This window comes from Desulfogranum japonicum DSM 18378 (assembly GCF_000429945.1).
GTDB classification, from domain to species: Bacteria; Desulfobacterota; Desulfobulbia; order Desulfobulbales; family Desulfobulbaceae; genus Desulfogranum; species Desulfogranum japonicum.
The window spans coordinates 94,056-113,027 of sequence record NZ_AUCV01000020.1; the positions used below are offsets into that span (position 1 = coordinate 94,056).

An 18,972-nucleotide genomic window follows, 5' to 3' on the forward strand; every position below is an offset into this window, starting at 1 on the left:
TATGCATAACGTATGCTTCCATCAGAAAACAAGCAGGCAGTGAGGCACCATGTACGACGATAAGGAATTGAAAGAGTACCGAGACCTGCTGCAGACGCCGGACCATTTTGAAGAAGGATTTGACTGGAAATCCATAGTCGGTGCAGTTTTCATTGGCTTTTTAATGATGCCGGGGTCAATGTACCTGCAATTGGTTATAGGTTCAGGTATTGGTCCGGCCGCAAGATGGGTTACCATTATTCTTTTTGCCGAAGTCGCTAAACGCGCCCATACCAACCTGCGGCAACAGGAAATCTTCCTCTTGTATTATATGGCTGGTGCGGCCCTGGCGTCTCCATTCCAGGGATTACTGTGGCATCAGTATCTTGTACAGTCAGATGCAGCCCAAATGCTCGGACTTATAGAATATATTCCCACCTGGGTCGCTCCTTCGGCATCATCAGCATCCATTGCGGAACGTACTTTTTTCCATCGAGACTGGCTCATCCCGATCCTTCTCCTCATAGGTGCTCAAATTATCCAGCGTGTTGACCGTTTCGGATTGGGATATGCCCTGTACCGCATAACGTCAGATGTGGAAAAACTGCCCTTTCCCATGGCACCTGTGGGGGCATTGGGAACCATGGCTCTGGCTGAATCAGCTGAAGAACAGGATAAAGGGTGGAAATGGAGAGTCTTTTCAATTGGAGCTGTTGTAGGGCTGGGGTTTGGTGGCATCTATGTACTGCTTCCAGTGGTTTCAGGACTTGTATTTACAGAACCCATCCATCTGATTCCCATACCATGGATCGAGTTAACCAGACATACCGAAGAAGTCCTGCCCGCAGTTGCCACCGGTATTCAATTGGACCTTGGCCTGGTATTCATCGGCATGGTACTGCCTTTCTGGGCGGTCATAGGGGGTTTTATTGGGCTGGCTATCACTATTTTCCTCAATCCTATACTTTGGGATAAAGGCATCCTCCACCGTTGGCATCAGGGAATGGGAACAGTGGATACAGTTTTCGCCAATAATTTTGATTTTTACATGAGTTTTGGCATAGGATTGGGCTTATCCATAGGCATCATAGGAATATGGTCGGTGATTCGCTCCTTTCGAAACAGTAATGCCGGGCGCATAGATCTACAGGCACTCTTTAATCCACCCAAGGGACGTGGCGATTTTAACTTTTGGATCTCCATAGGCATTTACTTTTTCTCAACACTCTCCTACGTACTCCTCTGTGTCTGGCTGGTCCCAAATTTTCCCTGGGTATTTTTCCTGGCCTATGGGTTCATATACACACCCATTATCTCCTATATTACGGCCCGCATGGAAGGAATAGCAGGCCAATTTGTCAGCCTTCCTCTGGTTCGAGAAGCCAGTTTTATTGCCGGTGCAAAATATTTCGGTTACCAGGGGATAGAGATCTGGTATGCGCCCATCCCCATTCATAACTATGGAGAAGCCACTGTAGGATTTCGTGAAATTGAGCTGACAGGCACTTCCCTCCGGGGCATAATAAAGGCAGAATTGGTGGTTTTCCCCATTGTTATGATTGCAAGTCTGTTATTTTCCCAGTTTATCTGGAGGCTCGCGCCTATCCCCTCAGCCAGCTATCCATATGCTCAGGAACTCTGGCACCTTCAGGCGCTGAATACCTTGCTGATGCAAACATCCACCCTGGAAGGGAACTCTCTTTTTTACCAGGCACTCAACGGCAGCTATGTGGCCTCTGGAATTGGCCTGGGACTGGTGGTATACATGATACTCTCTTTCTTTGGACTGCCGGTCCTGCTCATTTATGGAGTTGTGAGAGGTCTGGGGCAGTCAACCCCACATGGCATTCTCCTTGAAGTTGTCGGAGCTTTGCTTGGAAAATTCTATTTTCACAAAAAATATGGCGCCATGTGGAGACAATACGCCCCAGTTCTACTTGCAGGTTTCAGCTGTGGCATGGGATTGACAGGTATGTTTGCCATGGGCTTTGCACTGATACTGAAATCATTGAGTTACATGGCCTATTAAAGGTATCTGACCCTGACTGCAACCGGTTTTTTTCCGGAAAAAACTCCCTTAGTACACAAAGAAGCTAAGGGCTCTTGTATTCTCACCTTAAGTACAGAGCCCTTGGATGAAGGTATCAATCTTCTGATTTCTTCAAAGCATCATTAATGGACAGGGCGTAAGGATGGTGCTTACGGAGAAAAACAGGCATTGAGTTTCGAGCGTCTCTTGCCTGATCCATGGAATCATAAATGCCATAATAGACAAAGAGCGTTGGTGGTGTGGTTTTCTTGCGTAGAATATAGAGCTTATTTTTTATTTCAAAATACTCATTCTGTGTCAGCATTTTCATCAGGTTCATCTCTGCCTGATTGGAAGAAAGCATCATCAACTGTACGGTAAACGCTCCATGATATGCTTCGGCCAGCCATGTCGCACTTGCCCGTCTTCTCTCACGAAAGAGTTGTTGCCCGTCTCGCCCATTGATGATTACCGGCTCTTCCTTCACTTTTCTCGGCGCTGGCCCATGGGAAGAAACTGTTTTTTTTGAATTACTGGTAGTTACCTCCAAAACGGGTGGGCTGGCCTGAATTTCAACGGTTGGGAGAGGCTCTCCATACGCTCTTTTTCGTCCTTCCGGCCCCACAGTAATAAGCTTTAGCTCTTTTTGGGGGGCGAGACTAAACGTTTGGTTTTCTTCAGGAGCCGGAGTATCCAGAGGCTCAATGATTATATTGGGATCATCTTCAGTTTCAACTGTTACAGGCTGTTCAACAGGCTGTAACGAAACCTCTTCAGTCTGATCGATGATTTCAGGAACAACCTCTGCTTCAAGCATGGCATCTTCTGGCTCTTCTGGCACTGAAACATCCTGTTCTTCAGAAACCATTATACTTTCATCCTGATCCTGAACAGCTGTTTCCTGAATAAAGACAGGAGGATCAGGTTGTTGTTCAGCAGATTCAGAAGAACTTATAATTACCGCCGGCTTCTTTTTCTGAGCCAGTTTGTCTTCGCTTCCGCCTGTGGTAAGGAGCAGTCCAATGATGATAATCAATGCTACGGCCGCACCGATTGCTCCTGACAAAACTTTATTTGCACGTATAAAATCCAAGGCAATAGCACACCCCTCTTTGATACGCTCCACCTTGTTTTCAGTAACATTTGGAGCGACATCCTCTTCCACTGCTACATGATCAAGCAGGACCATAAAGGATTTATCTGAAAAAGAGTTCTGCAGGGATTCCTCTGCAAGGATATTAATCAGCCGCATATTGCCCCGGGAGGATGTAAAGATCTTCCCAAGGGCTCCTTCTGAGAAAATTTCTGCATGTTTCTCACGGGAAAGCCCTGCTTTTTCGAGACGAAACATCATATATTCAATGGTTTCTTCCTCGGTAAGAGGCAGCAATGTATATCCCGCATTGATATCGACGTTGGCACAGAATATGGACAACTGCTCGAGATTGGCATCCAACCCAGGCCGACCGGATAAAAGAATGCTGAGTGTATCATTTGCCTCATCACTGCATATTGTCCGTACCAGACGCTCCAAGGTCGCAAGAAACAGTTTTTCGGCCTCATCGATCACTAAGAGAACATTTCGCCCCTTTGCACGACGCTGTTCAACCAGTTGCCTCAATTCATCAACAAAGTTTACCTGTTCATCACCACTGGTGGGATGCATTCCAAGATCGAGGCAGACGATACGTAGCAGATCATCAAAGGAGCCAATGGGGTTATCAATGTAAACCGCATCATAATCATCAGGTAAATTTTCATAAACAAGATGGCAGAGCAGAGTTTTGCCAGACCCCTCGCGCCCTGTTAACTTTATCAGGGCTTTACCGCCCAGGACGTCATCAAGCAACGCCTGATAGACGGTATCTCGCCCTCCACCTCCATAAAAGATATGGGCATTAAGTTCTTCCATGAAGGGCGAATGGTTAAGCTGAAAATGTTCCAGATACATTGTTTTTTTATCTTAGCGGCTAAGGTTGGTATTGCTTGCAGCAAACAATTATGAACTGATTGTAACATACGCTTGGGGATTATCAATAAGTTAGCCCCTCCTGGCAACCTCTTTTTGACAGGTAATAGACTTTTTTTACGGTTTTCCAATCAGGATAACCAAGCCCGTATTTTTCAAGAGTGCGTTTTGCTCTATATGTACAGCGTCAGCCATGCTGGTATAGATATCCATGCAGAAACATGATAAAGACTCGGATACATTATAAAAAACACCTTTCAAACAGGCTACTGTTGTTAAACTGGGTTGAATAAACGAAGGTTCCCCAGAAACCTTAAAAAGGTGATCATTCAACCAGTTAATCGCCACCATCCTGAAAGAAGCAATGAAAAATACAGCCATGAGCAAAAGCATACAGAAGGCTGTAAAGCAGAATAGCACTTGCAATTCCCTAAAATTTGCTTCAAAACTGTGCAAATGGTAACCCAATACTATCCACTTTCGTTTTCGGTGAAACCAATGACAACCCATGCATGTGACCTTCTCCACGTACCCGCCCTTGATCCATGCACCATTGTAATATTCGGGGGGTCAGGAGATCTGACAAGTCGAAAACTGATCCCTTCGTTATTTTCCCTTTTTTGTGAAGAGCGCCTCTCCCCTCCATTCCGTATTGTCGGTGTCAGTAGAACCCAGCTCGATGACCAAAGGTACAGAGCTCACCTCACCCAAAAGGCACCAGAAGAGGTAACCCAAAATGCTCAGTGGGAAAAGTTTCTGAACCAGATTCATTATCATGCAGTTGAATATGAACCCAAACATTTTTCTCTGCTCAAAACTTTTTTGGATGAGCTCTCTCTGAACCAGAAAACCGGGAATAATACAATTTTCTATCTGGCTGTTCCTCCACAGCTCTACCCCACCATCGCCCAACTGCTGGGGACTGCAGGACTGGCAGATGAAGAACAGGGATGGTCGCGTATTGTGGTGGAAAAGCCATTTGGCCATGACCTGGAAAGTGCCTTGAATCTGGATATGAAACTCCATGAGCATTTCAGAGAAAAACAAATTTTTCGCATTGACCACTACCTGGCCAAGGAAACCATCCAAAACCTTTTAATTTTTCGTTTTGCAAACACCATATTCGAACCAGTCTGGAATCGCCGTTATATAGATTCAGTTCATATTTTAGCGGCAGAGCAGTTGGGCGTGGAAACCCGAGCCGGATATTATGAAAAATCTGGTGTTGTCAGAGACATGTTTCAAAATCATCTCATGCAACTGATGGTACTGACAGCCATGGAACCGCCAGCACGCCTTTCTGCCGAACATGTTCAGGATGAAAAAGTTAAGGTTATCCGTTCATTACGGGATTTCAATCCCAGTGGAGGAAGTAAAATCACTTTGGGACAATACACAGCCGGAACCATCAATGGAAAAGCTGTGCAGGGCTATCGTGAAGAAAGAGATATTGCTCCCAACAGTCAGACTCCTACCTATGCCCGCCTGGAAACCTATATAGACAATTGGCGTTGGCAGGGTGTTCCATTTTACCTGATATCGGGAAAAAGAATGGCTGAAAAGAAAACCCAGATAGCCATTCAGTTCAAAGATGTTCCCCATCGTATCTTCCAGGGAGGGATAGGAGATACTATACAGGCCAACCGCCTTATTATTGAAACCTTTCCCCAGGAAGCAATCCGTCTCTCGTTTCAAACAAAAAACCCCGGACCTCAGCTGTGCCTACGAACCATGGACATGGACTTTCTCTACCAGGAGCATTATCCTAAACCAGTACCAGATGCCTATGCCCGGGTTCTCTACGACTGCATTGCCGGTGACCATATGCTGTTCTGGCGTCAGGACGGGGTGGAAGCATCCTGGCGATATCTGACACCAGTATTGGAAGCGTGCGAATATTGCGAGCAGAGTTCAAAACTTCATTTTTATCCGGCAGGCTCCTGGGGACCTGATGTATAAAGCGGATAATTGCTTTTGGTAAGACGGTACAACGACCAATTCTTTACCCGTGATGTCTTGGCCTGAACTGCACTGAGGCTTCAATTCCAATGGCTGGAAAGCATGCCAAGAAACACCTTTGAACAGTCATCTCAATTTTTTCAGATACACCTATAACTCAATGCCTGTTTTTCGTTTAATTGATGACCCGATTTTTCCTGCTCCGGAACTCGCTGACGACAATGGTCTTCTGGCCATAGGAGGAGATCTCTCTCCCGTTAGACTCCTCAGTGCCTATTCCCAGGGTATCTTTCCCTGGTACAATGAAGGTGATCCAATTCTCTGGTGGTCCACATCACCACGTCTGGTCCTGTTGCCTTCGGAATTTCACTGTTCAAAACGGCTGCAAAGAACCATGCGGCAGAAAAAATTTCTTGTCACAGCCGATACAGCCTTTAACCAGGTCATAACCGCCTGTGCTGAAACGGAGCGGAATGGTGAAAAGGGTACATGGATTACAGATGAAATGAAACAGGCCTATATTACACTGCACCAACTTGGTTTTGCCCACTCCATCGAATCCTGGTTTGAAAATAAACTTGCAGGAGGTCTATATGGTGTTTGCCTGGATGGAATATTTTTTGGAGAATCAATGTTCACGCGGGTAACTGATGCCTCAAAGGTTGCCTTGGCCACATTGATGCTGAACGCCGACAACCTCAACCTCCGTCTGGTAGACTGTCAGATGACCACGCCGCATCTTCTCAGTATGGGAGCCAGAGAACTTTCCCGGACCGAGTTTATGTCGCGACTTGAAGAGCATATCGACACCTGTTTACCACAAAAAAAATGGCGCCTTGTAATCAGGTAAGGAGGAACCTGCCACAAAAGGCGCCAAGAGGAAGGACATACGCCACACCCTTCAACATATCGTTTCAAGGAGTGATAGGTTTGGCAATAAAGAGAGCCAGTTACTACGCTCAAAAAATCATTATTCCCAACCATACCTCTTACCATAAGTACCACATTGTGGAAGTTCAAGGGGTTTTTTACAATATTTTTAAAACTCCAAATCAAAATCGTAACGTAGAGATGACCGCCTGAGGTGGCGATTGATTTTCACCAAACCGTATAGATCAAGAACCTGGAAATTAACTTCCCAATCCCCTATCACAGAAGCGCCCTTGCCAAGATAAATAGTGTCCAGCACCTTCATTTCCTGCGGCGCGACTGAGAGCAGCATAAAAAGCCGATTCCGATTCACATCCATAACGATCAGTTTCTGCGGTTTATCAATTTTTGTCTGTTTCCTTTTCCAGCGGACCTCCACAGCATCCTCCCGCTGAAAAGTTATCTTCTGGAGCTGTCCGCAATCTTTTCTATGAAGCGAAAGCCCCCGCTCACTCAGTAAGCCAATGATACCTTTATCGAGCGGGCTCGGTTTACAGCAAGCTGATGATTTCATAACCACCGGATCCAGAGTAGATAAGTCCACACGATTAAACACACCTGTGGGCTGATACAGGGTCGGCCTATCAACGTAGAGCCCGTTGCGGATCTCATAAATCAGTTCACGTAACCTAAGCCTGCCGATGCCTAACTCCAAAAACAGGGCATCCAGATCGGGAATATTGAAATATGCTAAAATCGCTTCCATTCCGGGCTTTTCCAATACTTCAAAGGGCACGCCATACCTTCGCATCTCCTGGCGAAGAATGGCTGCCCCTATGTCCGCCATTATAGCCTCCCGGCGCACACGAAAAGTTTTAGCCAACTCTGATCTGGCTTTAGGTGTTTGACACTTGCCCTGGATTCTGGCTGCAAATTTAACAGGCTTTGCCTGTCGTAAAATTTTCACAACACTCCCATCCTGAAGAACAGCATCCGAGGCAACCCGACGGTTACCAATCATAGCCCCTGTACATGTATGCCCAATGGCGGTATGCACACGAAAGGCAAAATCCAGAACTATACTATTCAAAGGGAGACAGACCAAATCCCCCTGAGGAGTATAGGTGTAAATTTCCTTTCTTCCCCTGGCAGCAATGAGATCTCGATAACTCACCGATTCCTCATGCCCGAGGATATCAAACATCTCTTTAATTTCACGAACAAACCTTCCACGGGCCTTGCTGTCTGTACTCCAATCTTTCACCAATCCCCGCTGCGCACGTCTAGCCATTTCTTTGGTTCGAATCTTGAAAAGATATTTACGACCATTAATATTGTGCCGTGCATGCAGTCCCTGGTATCCAGAAGGTTTAGGGTTGGCTATAAAATCACGAATGGTTCTGGGGATGGGGGGATAAATTTTATTGAGCGCTCCCAATGCACTGTAACAGTCCTTACGATCCTCAACCAGGATGAGCACTTCCTGCGGGGTCTCAATTTCTTTAATCAAAATACGATTTCTGAAATCATAATATCCCCATAGCCCCTTGGTGCGCAAATTTACGGTAGTTTTCAACCCTTCTTGATAAAAAAAAGCATGCAGCTTTTCGACGATTTCGTTAGCTTCAGGGTCTTTTTGCAGTTTATCGATTTTGGACTGTAACTTAGCGCCCTGCCGGGGATATTTATAGGCAAGGGCAAGGTTGTATAACTCCCGTTTGATATCGAACAAGCCCAGTATGGTGGCCATGGGAGCATAGATATCCAGCGTCTCTGCGGCTATCTTCTGCCGCTTATGTCTAGGCATGGAGGAAAGGGTTCGCAAATTGTGGAGACGGTCTGCCAGTTTAACCAACATGACTTCAGGACGTGCAGCCGCGCCACTGAAAATTTTGCGATGCACCCTTTTTTTAAAATTCTGTCTGTCACCCGAATAATGAGTTACCTTGGTGCAACCATCAACAATGGCTGCTACCCTTCCCCCGAATTGCTTAACCAAGCCTTCCCTTGTTACGCGCTCCACATCTTCAATGGTATCGTGCAACAAGGCGGCAGCTAATATTTCAGAGTCCAGAATATCCAACTCCTCAGCAAGGATCCGGGCAACACTGCACGGATGCATGATATAAGGGTCACCTGAACGTCGCCACTGATTTCCATGGGCGGCAAAGGCAAAATCCAGTGCACTCCAAAACACTTGCGAAGCTTCATCATGGCCTATAAAATCCGCCATCACCTTTTTATAGGCATCCAGATCAAATGTTGAATATTGCATTGCTCTCTATGTTGTGGCAACTTACATATGTAGTTGTCTTTTCCGCAACCATGTGCAGATTCTCGAATTCGGTACACCTATCTACCTTTTATCAGGTAGCACACGGCAAAAACCATGGACACTTTAGTACAACGGCGGGGCTCCTCACAGACTTCATTCTACACCTGCAGGCCCTAATAACCCGCTGTGAAAAGCTTTTGCTGTCGCATTAGACAGACCAGTATACCTTAAAAAACACTTTACAACCGGCTCAAACCATCTTCCGCTATGGAAGCATAAACACTATAATTAGCCTCTTTTATGACAATGACCAGAAAAAAACACTGCAGGGTAAAGAAAAAACGTTCCCTTTCACGAAGCTCCAGACGCACAACACAAAGTCAAAAATACGTATCGCCCTTTGGAGACAAAATTCTTGCATTACTCGCCACACACAAAGAAGCCATTGCGCTGCCGCAGATTATGAATGAGCTGCACTTATCCAGAAAGGAGCGCGGACCAGTCTCCAGAAGTCTGGCTCTATTAACAGAACAAAACAAAATACAGAAAAAAGGTAAGGGATACAGACTGAACATTCATACCAAAACCGTAGAAGCTACTCTGGATGTAACCTCAAAAGGTTTTGGATTTGCGATGACTACCAATCCTGAAGATACGGAAAAAGATATTTTTATTGCTCCTGAAGAGTTGGGAGGCGCCTCCCACGGTGACCTGATTCAGGTTGCCCTGACAGGGCATTCAAGGGGCAGACGCACAGGCCGCGTCGTCCACATTGTCAAAAGGGCTGTCAGCAAGCTCTGCGGCATTTACCATGGCAGTGGGAAACATGGCTATGTAACTCCGGACAATGAAAAACTCCCGTACACCCTTGGTATATCAAGGGACGACACCCTGGGTTGTGAGGATGGAATGGCTGTGCTGGCTCAAATAACCGATTACGGTAATGAACGTTCCGGCCCTCAAGGTAAAATTCTTGAAATTCTGGGAAATCCCTTAGATCCGGCAATTCAAATTCGAATGGCCATTCAACAATTTAAATTACGAGACACTTTTCCGGAAAACGTACTGCAGGAAGCAGAGGAGTTGATTCCCATAACTCAATGCGAAAAACATCGCAGAGATATGAGAGATCTGCCACACGTGACCATAGACGGAGCAGATGCCAGGGATTTCGATGATGCCATCTGCGTCACACGGGACCAACAGGGGTACACTCTTTATGTATCCATTGCAGATGTCACCCATTACGTTCGGCCAGGATCTGCAATTGATTGTGAAGCGCTACAGCGGGGAACAAGTGTTTACCTGCCAGACAGAGTCCTTCCCATGCTGCCTGAGAGGCTTTCCAACAATCTGTGCAGCCTCGTACCCTGCCAGCCCAGACCTGCTTTTACAGCCATACTTTCATTTGACGATGAGGGTAACCGAACAGAGGAAAAATATTGTAAAAGTTTAATTCTCAGCAAGCAGCGCTTCACGTACGAAACGGTGAACAAAATACTGTATGAACCCGAACAGGAACTACTTGAGAAATATCACGAGTTTCTCCCAATGCTATCAGTAGCCAAACAGCTGGCAGCACTCCTGCGAAAACAACGACTGAACAGAGGCAGCCTTGATTTTAACCTTCCTGAGGCAAAAACCTCCATCAAAGAGGACCAGATTGTTGCTATCAAGCTCACAGAACGTAACCAGGCCCATCAACTGATTGAAGAATGCATGCTTGCAGCCAACGAAGCTGTTGCGGAAACACTTGACTCGGCAGGACGACAAACCTTGTACCGAATCCACGAGGATCCTGACTCGGCAAAATTGGAAAGTTTTCGAGAAGTCTGTAAACTTTTAGGAGTTGACCTGCCAAGAGGGGAACTTTCTCCGGCATGGTTCGCTGAAGTACTCAGACAGGCCAAAGGAGAACCCAGGGAATACGTAATCAATAATCTGTTGCTGCGCACTATGCAGCAGGCACGCTACACGCCCTATAACAGTGGCCATTTTGGCCTGGCATCCCGATACTATCTGCACTTTACTTCCCCCATCAGACGGTATCCGGATATCATTGCTCATCGTGCTCTCCATGCCTTACTGTTAAAAGAGGATGCGCCTGCTCTTCTGGCAAAAGGTGAAACGGTACCCTCACTGGAAGAGAGTGGCACGCAGCTTTCCCGATGTGAGCGAACAGCCATTGATACCGAGCGGAATGTCCATGCTCGAATGGCGGTTCTCTTTCTTCATGACAGAATAGGTGAACAATTTACTGCGGTCATTTCCGGTGTCACTTCTTTTGGCCTTTTTGTTGAACTGCAAGACTACTATATCAGCGGTGCAATATCGGTCAAGGACATGACCAATGATTACTACCTTTATGATGAACGTAGACATCGTCTCATAGGAGAACGAACGAATAAACTCTACCAGTTGGGAGATGAAATCGAGGTCATTCTGGACAGGGTGGATATTCTCAGCAAACGGATTAATTTTATCCTGCCAGAGACCATACTTCCCCTGACTGAATGATATCAACAACTGAAAGGCAGGTTGTTTCACTTGACGAACATCACCTTTTCAAATAAAAAACTGCTCTGTTCAGAAAAATGGATATCTGGCTGTCCATAAATGAGGATTTTTCAAGTTGAGGTTGGCTCAGACTCCGGGAGATACGATACATTTCACCGCAGGCATATAGTTGATATCGAAGTCTACGCTTATTAGCTTCGAGGGTAACACATTGAGCATAATGCACAAAATAGACAGATAAGCGAAGAACGAGACACCGAAAAGACCATTTATGAACAGGCTCTATCTGGATGATCGATCAATATCAGACTAACCGAAAAAAAATACGTAAAAACCGCAGCCATCTTCAGCCTTTTGCAAAATCTTAACGGCTGTTGACAACCGAGGAAAACAGATTCTTCCTGTTTTTCACAGATGGAAGATAAACTCTATTGAGGTACAGTTATGGAAGATACAAGCTGGATCAGCAATATTCTTGCCAACCCATTTTACCGTGGGTTGCTCATAGGACTCGTTGTTGCTTTGCTCCTCTGGATTCGGGGTGCTGTCAAAGCACGGCAACTTGGCAGCAATTACAAAAAACTTAAAGATCATCTGCATACCAAGCTGGAAATTGATGCCGAGGAGACTGAACGCCGCAAAGCACAAACAGATCAACTCAAACAAGAGCGTGATAACCTTCGTAATATGGTACAGGTGCTCAATCAAAAACCCGGCCGCCAGGAGTTGCGTCAAATTCAAGTGTACCAGAAAGCTGTAGAAATAATGTTTGAAAAATCTCCTGGTTTTGCTCCAGCCTGGCAAATTACCCTGAAAGAGGCAGAAGAAGAGATGCAGAAGGCTGAACGAGGTATTATTCCGTTTTTTAAACGTATGACGTCAAGCTCTTCTTCCATGACAGATAAAAAACACCTTGAGTTGGAGCAATCCACTGGCGAATAGTTCGCTCTTGTCTCCAGAAGAGGGTATCCCTCCCCAGATATTTTTCATCAACATAGTGTCAATTTGTCTGAAAAGCAGGCAGAACAGAAAGATTCATCAAATGAGGACAAATTGACTCTATGTTCACCCAAACTCATCTTAGTTACCTTACATGCAGAGTTCAACAATACACACCAATACCACGGGCATCACAGGCATTATTCTCGTTCGTCCCCGTTATCCGGAAAATATAGGAGCCTCGGCAAGAATAGCTTTCAACTTTGGCATAAACCAACTCATTGTCGTAAGTGAAGAACCGTATGATAAGGAACGTATGGTAAAAATGGCTACCCATAAGGCGGCCCACCTTATCCATGAAATGAAGCAGGTTGCCACCACACGAGAAGCAGCCGAACCTTTTCATTTCATTGTAGCCACAACTGCCAGGCAGGGTAAACAGCGACCAGTTGAACAGACTCCTCGGGAAGTCATGGCGGAAATTACCCCACTGATTACGAGTAACAATGTGGCGTTTATGTTTGGGCCAGAGAATACAGGGCTAACCAATGAGGACGTAGACCTTTGCCAATATACATCAACCATCCCAACCGCAGGTTTCTCATCGCTCAACCTTGCCCAGGCCGTAGCGATTCATTGCTACGAACTGTACACCGCTTTTCCCCATGCCCTGCCCCGGCATGCACCAGCTCAGGACTACGCCAATTCTTTTGACCTGGAAGGTATGTATGAACATATTGAGGAAGCCCTCGACGAAGTGACTTTTCTTCATTGCACGAATAAGGAATACTGGATGCGCAGTATGCGCCAGTTTCTTAGTCGCATCAGAATCAAAAAGAAAGAAGCGAGTATGATTAGGGGAATCTGTAGAAAATTTCTCTGGCACGCTTCTCAAGTCAGGCAGACCAGCTGCTCTCTTCCTAATCAGGGAAATGAGAAAACAAAAGGCTAATGGGGCAATACTGTAGATTTTAGTGGTGTTACTTCACTCTTCCACAGAAGGAACCCAGCCTGCATATTCCTGCAATGGGCATTTACTGCACAAGGGATGAGACTTACGACAGAATTTTTTACCAACCAGTACCAGGAGCGCATGATATTCATGAAACGTCTGCACATCGTGGGATAAATTATCCATAAAGAGTTCCTGCAGTTCGTAATAGGTCACGGAATCTGCAAGCAACTGATGCCTGTAAAAGATTCGAAACGTGTAGCTGTCAACTATAAAAACAGGCTGCCCTGCCGCATAAAGAAGGATGGAATCGGCAGTTTCTGGTCCAATTCCCTTTACTGATACAAGAATCTCCCTGAGTTCTACTTGATCAAAAGCAAGAAACTTCTCAACATTACCGCCAGTAAGATCATTAATGCATTGACAGAGATTACGTAATCGTTGGGCTTTGATATTGTAATAGCCTGCTGGACGAAGATAGTCAGCCAGTCTGTCCAGTGGGGTTGTCAGAATTTTTTCCACCTCAAGAAGCTTTGCTTCCCTTAACGAGGCAAGAGCTTTGTCAACATTAACCCAACTGCTATTCTGTCCTAAAATGGCTCCAATCATCATCTCCAGTGGAGTCTCTGCCAGCCACCGGTTCTGCGGCCCAAAGTGTTTATGCATTTTTGCATAAATATTTCCTAATGTTACATCAATCGAATCACTCACAACTCTTCTCCACAATATAAAATCAAAATTATTCATCCTGTTCATACGGTATACAACCAAAGCTTCCTGTTTGCATGTCAATTCAAATTACAGATACAAGCCGGCGAACAAGAAACATTCACTGTTTTACCTTAGGGTTATGGAAAAAATAAAGTATCCAATCTTGCTTGTCTCTCAACTCGGTAACGTCGTCGCGTCAATGGCTGAATACGGCCAGTATGGAACAATTGACTCCATGACGCTACCAAACCGATATCCTACGCAATCTTGTTTATTTATTCTTTTCCGCGACCCTTAGGAGAACAGTTACAGACCAATAGCACGGGAGAGAGCGTGGCTCACCTTGTAAAAATTATTATTAAAAATCCTCACAACATAGTACAGAAGTCACGTTTTTCCAATTTTAGCTTCTTTTTTCTTGCAGTCATATATGCTATCCTGATAAGAGATTCGCTTGTGATAATGTCTCTCTATGCAGGAGAAGAGCACACCTTCACCATTGACATCGTACAAGCAGTCCTTAATTTATGTTGTATAACTCAGCAACATTCCATCAAACTTGATGGTTGAGATGAACACCTAGGAGGTTGTAATGTTTGAAGTAACGACTACGGCAATTGATAATCTCAAATCATATTTTGAGCAGAATAACATCGATTCTGCTGTTCGCATCTCTTTGATGCAGGGTGGCTGAGCAGGCCCCTCTCTGGGATTGGCTCTGGATGAGCCAAAAGACACCGATAAAACTTTTGAGGAAGATTCTTTAACATTTCTGGTCGAAGAAAGCCTCTTAACCTCCTGCGGTACCATCAAAGTTGATTTTATAGAAGCAGGATATCGCTCTGGATTTTCCATAACCTCCACTAATCCTGTGGGTGGCGGCGGATGCAGTTCCGGATCATGCTCTTCAGGCTCGTGTGGCTGAATCGAAGCACATCATTCTGCAAGCCTCTGCTATCACAGCAGGGGCTTTTTTGTTTCAATAACAACTTCCCTGATGCATGCAAATGCATGCTGCCTTCTCCTTATTCATTCACCCCGGCGAGCACAGGTAAAAAAATTCCGAAACCACTTGTGCCAAAATCTTGACACACATTGCAAAATTCTTATCTTCTCATGTGAACAAGCACATCCCCGCAGTGCAGTAGCACACCAAAAGGGAGAAAGGAGAGAAGCATGCAAATAGATAAATTCACAGTCAAATCACAGGAAGCAATTCAAGCTGCGCAAAATCTTGCGCAAAACCTTAACAACCAGGAGCTGCAGCCTGAACATTTGCTCAAGGTTATCCTTGAACAACCAGATGGTGTAGTCGTCCCGGTTTTACAAAAAATGGGCGTTACGCCGAGTACGGTACTGGCTGAAACCAATGCATTGATAGAGCATCTTCCAAAGGTAACAGGTTCTACGGCCAATCAGACCTATGCGTCGCAGCAATTAAGGAAATTACTTGAAGACGCATTTAAAACAGCAAAAAATATGCAGGATGAGTATGTCAGCCAGGAGCATCTGTTTCTAACCATGCTCAGTACGTCAAGTCTTAAAGTCACCTCCATGCTTAGCAGACTTGGTATAACAAGCGACAGGTTCCTTAAAGCGCTCACATCCATTCGAGGCAACCAGCGGGTGACAGACCCATATCCTGAAGAAAAGTATCAGGCTTTGGAAAAATATGCCCGTAACCTTACCGATGTAGCGAGACAAGGAAAACTTGATCCGGTTATTGGACGGGACGAAGAGATTCGACGGATTATCCAGGTACTCTCAAGAAGAACGAAAAACAACCCGGTACTCATTGGGGAACCCGGTGTAGGGAAAACAGCCATTGTCGAAGGACTTGCCCAACGTATTGTCAATGGCGACATACCAGCAACCCTTGAGGGCAAGCAGGTGATTTCTCTAGACCTTGGCTCTTTGGTCGCCGGAGCCAAATACCGGGGTGAATTCGAAGATCGCCTTAAAGCCGTGCTTAAAGAAGTGGAAAAACGGGCAGGAGAAATCATCCTTTTCATTGACGAAATCCATACATTGGTTGGTGCCGGTGCCGCAGAGGGTTCCATGGACGCCTCAAATATGCTCAAACCAGCACTTGCGCGGGGGGAATTACACTGCGTGGGAGCAACAACCCTGGATGAATACAGAAAATACATTGAAAAAGACGCTGCCCTAGAGAGAAGATTCCAGCCTGTTCTGGTACAGGAACCAACTGAAGAGGATACCATTGCCATATTGCGAGGCATTAAAGAAAAGTATGAAGTGCACCATGGGGTACGTATCCAGGATATGGCCACGGTAGCAGCAGTAACGCTATCCAACAGATACATCACTGATCGTTTTTTACCAGACAAAGCCATTGACCTTATTGATGAAGCGGCATCTCGACTTCGTATTGAAATTGACTCAATGCCTACGGAAATTGACCAACTTGAACGAAAAAGAATCAAGCTGGAGATTGAACAGGAGGCATTGAAAAAAGAAAAAGATCAGGCATCACAGGAAAGACTGGCCAAACTCAAAGCAGAAATGGCTAATCTGGATGACACCCTGAATGCCATGAAGGGTCAATGGACCCTGGAAAAAGATATCATCCAGTCAATTCGCGACATCAAAGCCAAGATTGATGAAGCCAGGATAGCTGAGCAACAGGCCGAACGTCGTGGTGAACTGAGTAAGGTTGCCGAAATTCGATATGGTCAAATTGTTCAATTAGAGAAAGAACTGGAAGGAGCTAATGCCAGACTCGGCGAAATACAAGAGAATAATCAAATGCTCAAGGAGGAAGTGTCTGCTGAGGACGTGGCAGCGGTAGTTGCAAAGTGGACAGGTATTCCTGTCGACAAACTTCTGGAAGGAGAGAAGGAAAAACTTGTTCAGGCAGAAAAGGAACTCGGCACCAGGGTTATTGGCCAAAAAGAAGCCATAAAGGCCGTTTCCAACGCAGTCCGGAGAGCACGTGCAGGATTACAGGACCCTGACCGCCCCTTGGGATCATTTATCTTTCTTGGTCCAACAGGTGTTGGCAAAACCGAACTGGCCCGAAGTCTTGCAAATTTTCTTTTTGATTCGGATTCAGCCATGATCCGTATTGATATGTCTGAATACATGGAGAAGCACTCAGTGGCACGCCTTATTGGCGCCCCTCCAGGCTATGTGGGATACGATGAAGGTGGAATGTTGACAGAAGCCGTGCGTAGACGTCCCTATTCTGTCATCTTACTTGATGAAATAGAAAAGGCTCACCCCGACGTGTTCAATGTACTCCTCCAGGTCCTTGATGATGGCCGCATGACTGACGGCAAAGGACGTACCGTTGATTTCAAAAACACTATTTTAATTATGACTTCTAACCTGGGAAGTCATATCATCATGGAACTGGGTCAAAGCGCGCCTGATGAAATGGATCGGCAGATTCATGATCTCCTGCGCAGACAGTTCAAACCAGAGTTCCTCAACCGTGTAGATGAAATTATTACCTTTCATAGTTTGAGTCGGGAAGATCTTCTGCAAATTGTTGATATTCAAATCAAACGCATGAGGAAACGACTTGAAGAACAAAATTTCGGTGTTGTCCTTACAGAAGAGGCAAAACAGTTCCTAGTCGACGCCGGGTATGACCCTACATTTGGAGCAAGACCATTGAAAAGAGCCATTCAACGTTATATCGAAGATCCCCTGGCAATGGAAATGCTTGAAGGACACTTCAGTCATGGAGATCAAATTGTGGTTGATCGCAGCCCGGTTGAAGGTCTTCAATTTCGGCGCGAATTAGAATAACTCGTTATTGAGAAAAAACGCAAATACCGGGTTCAACAAAGAACCCGGTATGTATAACCGGTCTCGACAATGGCATGCCCATCTCCTGGTTGGAAAAAAAAATAATAACTGCTCATAGGGAAAGTGACCCACACCAACAACTTCCATACATTTACAGACAGTTACAAACACCCAAGGATCTTACAAACGCGCTGGCGCAACGAATTGTGTCATATATAATCCAGACTGCTTGCGGTAAGCTCAGGTGCACTGTGAGCAGTTTCAAAAAATACTTCCAAATGAAATCGAGGCTAGGAGATTGCCTTTTCTTTCCATTTACGATACCGTCTGCGCCAATTCATAATTAATCATTGTCCAAAGAGGAGAAGTCATGGCTGAAACACCCGATGAAATAACATTGAATTACGAAGAAGAAGGCACACTCATCGTAAAAGAGGTGGATAAAGTCATTTTATCTAAAGGTGCCTGGACTACTATATTATTTCGTTATCAGGACCTCAACAAGACCTCAGGGGAATATGGCCCTGACAAATATTCCATTCGCCGTTACCAAAAAAGAAATGGCCAGTATCTTCCCAAATCCAAATTCAACATTTCAAGCGCTGCACAAGCCAAAAAGATTATTGAAGCACTCCAGGAATGGATAGACTGATATATCGGCTTCGTGTTCAAAGTGAAAAATACCTTTTTTATTCAACGGTTACCCCCTATCCCATCACTCCCTAATCAAAAAATGACATAAACCAAATATTTTTTATTGACAGGAAGACGACTCTCCTGTAGATTCTCGCCTCGTTGCTGACGGTGACGGAGAAACAAACCCTTCACATCAGCAACGGGAAGTGATCTCTTAACGTTGACAAATATCAACAATCTTTCTACAAGAGACACTCCTTGCCGAAACAAAAACGCATAGCGTGGACGGCCTCGTTGAGGCTTTGATCTTTGAAAACTGAATAGTAAACAAGCGGGCCAAAGAGTGCACAGCACTCAAAAAG

The 18,972-nt window shown here is 45.3% G+C and carries 12 protein-coding genes; 9 read left to right on the forward strand and 3 right to left on the reverse strand.

All coding sequences use genetic code 11. The features are described 5' to 3' along the window. Positions 1–49 precede the first annotated feature (49 nt). Positions 50–2,008 carry a peptide transporter gene (locus G493_RS0110890; protein WP_028580407.1) on the forward strand — a complete coding sequence of 653 codons (1,959 nt, stop codon included), beginning with the start codon at positions 50–52 and terminating at the stop codon, positions 2,006–2,008. A 115-nt stretch (positions 2,009–2,123) separates the two neighbouring features. Here G493_RS0110890 and G493_RS0110895 read toward each other — a convergent pair whose 3' ends face one another. Beyond that, a complete protein-coding gene (locus tag G493_RS0110895) occupies positions 2,124–3,959 on the reverse strand; it encodes an AAA family ATPase (RefSeq protein WP_028580408.1) in 1,836 nt (611 codons plus the stop codon). A gap of 516 nt (positions 3,960–4,475) precedes the next feature. Here G493_RS0110895 and zwf point away from each other — a divergent pair. After that, positions 4,476–5,936 carry a glucose-6-phosphate dehydrogenase gene (zwf, locus tag G493_RS0110905; RefSeq protein ID WP_035274213.1) on the forward strand — a complete coding sequence of 487 codons (1,461 nt, stop codon included), beginning with the start codon at positions 4,476–4,478 and terminating at the stop codon, positions 5,934–5,936. A 160-nt stretch (positions 5,937–6,096) separates the two neighbouring features. After that, complete coding sequence (aat, locus tag G493_RS0110910; RefSeq protein ID WP_028580411.1) at positions 6,097–6,786, forward strand: leucyl/phenylalanyl-tRNA--protein transferase; 690 nt, start codon at positions 6,097–6,099, stop codon at positions 6,784–6,786. Between the two features lie 189 nt (positions 6,787–6,975). Here the strand turns inward: aat and G493_RS0110915 are convergent, their stop codons facing one another. After that, entirely contained in the window at positions 6,976–9,081 is a 2,106-nt protein-coding gene (locus G493_RS0110915) for an HD domain-containing protein (protein ID WP_028580412.1), read from the reverse strand. A 300-nt stretch (positions 9,082–9,381) separates the two neighbouring features. Between G493_RS0110915 and rnr the strand changes: the two genes are divergently transcribed. The 3 genes from rnr to G493_RS28855 all read left to right on the forward strand — a co-directional run bounded on the left by rnr (position 9,382) and on the right by G493_RS28855 (position 13,489). Continuing rightward, positions 9,382–11,598 carry a ribonuclease R gene (gene rnr, locus G493_RS28850; RefSeq protein ID WP_084813531.1) on the forward strand — a complete coding sequence of 739 codons (2,217 nt, stop codon included), beginning with the start codon at positions 9,382–9,384 and terminating at the stop codon, positions 11,596–11,598. A 444-nt stretch (positions 11,599–12,042) separates the two neighbouring features. After that, positions 12,043–12,540 carry a hypothetical protein gene (locus G493_RS0110925; protein WP_028580413.1) on the forward strand — a complete coding sequence of 166 codons (498 nt, stop codon included), beginning with the start codon at positions 12,043–12,045 and terminating at the stop codon, positions 12,538–12,540. A 151-nt stretch (positions 12,541–12,691) separates the two neighbouring features. Continuing rightward, positions 12,692–13,489, forward strand: coding sequence for an RNA methyltransferase (locus G493_RS28855; protein ID WP_051309229.1), 798 nt, complete (start codon positions 12,692–12,694; stop codon positions 13,487–13,489). A 33-nt stretch (positions 13,490–13,522) separates the two neighbouring features. On the opposite strand, the gene G493_RS0110935 is transcribed toward G493_RS28855, so the two are convergent. Next, the gene (locus G493_RS0110935; protein WP_232363745.1) at positions 13,523–14,200 is read right to left on the reverse strand and encodes an endonuclease III domain-containing protein; all 678 of its coding nucleotides are present in this window, start codon (positions 14,198–14,200) and stop codon (positions 13,523–13,525) included. Positions 14,201–14,792: 592 nt separating this feature from the next. Here G493_RS0110935 and G493_RS28860 point away from each other — a divergent pair. From G493_RS28860 to G493_RS0110960, 3 genes are all read left to right on the forward strand, one after another. After that, the gene (locus tag G493_RS28860) at positions 14,793–15,125 is read left to right on the forward strand and encodes an IscA/HesB family protein (RefSeq protein WP_408608812.1); all 333 of its coding nucleotides are present in this window, start codon (positions 14,793–14,795) and stop codon (positions 15,123–15,125) included. 251 nt (positions 15,126–15,376) lie between these two features. Next, positions 15,377–17,974, forward strand: a complete 2,598-nt coding sequence (clpB, locus tag G493_RS0110955) for an ATP-dependent chaperone ClpB (RefSeq protein ID WP_028580418.1) — start codon at positions 15,377–15,379, stop codon at positions 17,972–17,974. 370 nt (positions 17,975–18,344) lie between these two features. Beyond that, a complete protein-coding gene (locus tag G493_RS0110960) occupies positions 18,345–18,626 on the forward strand; it encodes a hypothetical protein (protein ID WP_028580419.1) in 282 nt (93 codons plus the stop codon). Positions 18,627–18,972: the final 346 nt, after the last annotated feature.

What these genes read in the sequence shown, in the direction of transcription:
- G493_RS0110925 (WP_028580413.1), top strand. Translation starts at nt 12,043, where the DNA reads ATGGAAGATACAAGCTGGATCAGCAATATTCTTGCCAACCCATTTTAC.
- G493_RS0110960 (WP_028580419.1), top strand. Translation starts at nt 18,345, where the DNA reads ATGGCTGAAACACCCGATGAAATAACATTGAATTACGAAGAAGAAGGC.
- clpB (WP_028580418.1), top strand. Translation starts at nt 15,377, where the DNA reads ATGCAAATAGATAAATTCACAGTCAAATCACAGGAAGCAATTCAAGCT.
- zwf (WP_035274213.1), top strand. Translation starts at nt 4,476, where the DNA reads ATGACAACCCATGCATGTGACCTTCTCCACGTACCCGCCCTTGATCCA.
- aat (WP_028580411.1), top strand. Translation starts at nt 6,097, where the DNA reads ATGCCTGTTTTTCGTTTAATTGATGACCCGATTTTTCCTGCTCCGGAA.
- G493_RS0110915 (WP_028580412.1), bottom strand. Translation starts at nt 9,081, where the DNA reads ATGCAATATTCAACATTTGATCTGGATGCCTATAAAAAGGTGATGGCG.
- G493_RS28855 (WP_051309229.1), top strand. Translation starts at nt 12,692, where the DNA reads ATGCAGAGTTCAACAATACACACCAATACCACGGGCATCACAGGCATT.
- G493_RS0110890 (WP_028580407.1), top strand. Translation starts at nt 50, where the DNA reads ATGTACGACGATAAGGAATTGAAAGAGTACCGAGACCTGCTGCAGACG.
- rnr (WP_084813531.1), top strand. Translation starts at nt 9,382, where the DNA reads ATGACAATGACCAGAAAAAAACACTGCAGGGTAAAGAAAAAACGTTCC.
- G493_RS0110895 (WP_028580408.1), bottom strand. Translation starts at nt 3,959, where the DNA reads ATGTATCTGGAACATTTTCAGCTTAACCATTCGCCCTTCATGGAAGAA.